Genomic DNA, 266 nt, shown 5'->3' with positions numbered 1-266 from the left:
ATGCCCTGGCTGATGCTCTGTTATCTCTGCGCCTATCTTGATCGCGTCAATGTGGGCTTCGCTAAATTACAGATGATGGATGATTTGTCTCTCAGCGAAACCGTGTATGGACTGGGTGCTGGATCTTTTTTATCGGCTACTTCTTCTTTGAGGTGCCGAGTAACCTGATCCTGCACCGTGTCGGCGCACGCCGCTGGATTGCCCGCATTATGATCACATGGGGAATCATCTCAGCCCTGTTCGCCTTTGTAGAAACCGCATGGCAG

The 266-nt window shown here is 51.5% G+C and carries 1 pseudogene; it reads left to right on the top strand.

Annotated features, from left to right (window positions below):
* Nucleotides 1–266 (top strand): annotated as a pseudogene (locus SB765_RS30395) (MFS transporter); the annotation flags it as partial.

It is taken from the genome of Pseudomonas sp. SIMBA_067, from assembly GCF_046534675.1.
Classification (GTDB): Bacteria; Pseudomonadota; Gammaproteobacteria; order Pseudomonadales; family Pseudomonadaceae; genus Aquipseudomonas; species Aquipseudomonas putida.
Note: the sequence above shows the minus strand (reverse complement) of the source record. Positions and strands in the feature narration are given on the sequence as shown.